Annotated in this window: 1 protein-coding gene; it reads left to right on the top strand. The window is 75.1% G+C overall.

The window, feature by feature from the left end; all coding sequences use genetic code 11:
- Positions 1-298: 298 nt before the first annotated feature.
- Positions 299-1,781 (top strand): BTAD domain-containing putative transcriptional regulator (locus ABZ281_RS48050; RefSeq protein WP_356665016.1); only part of this gene is annotated, 1,483 nt, incomplete at its 3' end.

Raw genomic sequence — 1,781 nt, 5'->3', positions numbered from 1 at the left:
CCGGCGGGGGGCGCCCGCTCCGCCGGGGTGGGGGCCCCCCCCTGGGGGCGGCACCCGACCCAAGGAGAGCGGCACCCCGCTACGTCGGGCTGCGGACCCATCCGGCGCCAGCGCCATCGCAGCGGCACCCCGTTCCCCCGGGTTGTGGACCACCCGGCCCCAGCGACGACCCCGTTCCCCCGGGTTGTGGACCACCCGGCCCCAGCGACAACCCCGAGCACCCGCACACAAGCCCCTGAGCAACGCCCGGCACCGAAAACCCACCGGTTCTCGCGCCGACCCCGGCGACAATGACCCCGTGCGGTACAGAATCCTGGGCGTCACCACGGCAGAGGACGAGAACGGCTCAGTCGTACCCGTCGGCGGACCACGGCTCCGTGCCCTGCTCACCGCCCTGGCCCTGCGCCCCTCCCGCGTCACCACCCCCCAGACGCTGATCGACGAGGTCTGGGCACAGGAGCCGCCCCAGGACGCCCCCGCCGCGCTCCAAGCCCTCGTCGGCCGCCTCCGCAAAGCCCTCGGCAAGGACGCGATCACCTCCGAGACGGGCGGCTACCGACTCGCGGCGGGCCGGGACGACATCGACCTCTTCGTCTTCGAACGGCTCGTCCAGCAGGGCACCGACGCCCTCACCGCCGACGACCCCGCCCGAGCGGAGCAGCACCTCGACGCCGCCCTCGCCCTCTGGCACGGGCCCGCCCTCGCCGACCTCCCCGACCGCTCCGCCGCCTCCCGCCCGGAGGCGACGCGCCTGGAGGCGACCCGGGCCAGGGCGGAGGCCCGGCTACGGCTCGGCCGCGGGCCGGACGTCGTACCGGAACTGCGGGAACTGACAGCCGTACACCCCTACGACGAGCCGCTGCACGCGCTCCTCATCCGTGCCCTGCGCGACACCGGCCGGGACGCCGACGCCCTCGCCGCGTACGAAACCGCCCGCCGGGCCCTGGCCGAAGGCCTCGGCACCGATCCCGGCCCCCACCTGCGTGCCCTCCACGCCGGCCTGCTCGACCCCGCCCCGTCGGAGGAGAAGCCACCGGCCGCTCCGCCGGAGCGCGAGCGCGTACGGCCCGGCGCCATCCGGCCCCGTCTGACCTCCTTCGTCGGCCGGGAACCCGAGATCGACGCCATCCGTTCCGAAGTGCACAGGGCCCGCCTCGTCACCCTCACCGGACCGGGCGGCTCAGGAAAGACCCGTCTCGCCGAGGAAGCCGCCGCCGGGCTCCCGCAGGCACGGCTGGCCGAGCTCGCCCCGCTCGACCGGCCGGAGGCGGTGCCGGGAGCGGTGGTCAGTGCGCTCGGTCTGCGCGAGACCGTGTTGCTGACCAGCGAGCACACAGCCGTGCAGGACGACCCCGTAGGCCTGCTCGTCGAGTTCTGCGCGCCGCGCAGCCTCGTTCTGATCCTTGACAACTGCGAGCATGTCATCGGCGCCGCGGCCCACCTCGCGGAGACCCTGCTGACCCAATGCCCGGGGCTCACCATCCTGGCCACCAGCCGTGAACCACTCGGCGTACCGGGCGAGTTGGTGCGTCCGGTCGAGCCCCTGCGCCCGGACCACGCCCGTCGGCTGTTCGCGGAGCGAGCCGCGGCCGTCCGTCCCGACGCGGACGCCGTGCTCCGCGACGAGCAGGCGGTGGCGGAGATCTGCCGACGGCTGGACGGACTGCCGCTCGCCATCGAACTGGCGGCGGCCCGGCTCCGGCTGCTCACCCCCCGGCAGATCGCCGACCGCCTCGACGACCGCTTCCGCCTCCTCACCTCCGGGAGTCGTACGGTCCTGC

The organism is Streptomyces sp. NPDC006265 (genome assembly GCF_040613555.1).
Classification (GTDB): domain Bacteria; phylum Actinomycetota; class Actinomycetes; order Streptomycetales; family Streptomycetaceae; genus Streptomyces.
This window is presented reverse-complemented; position numbering and strand designations above follow the sequence as displayed.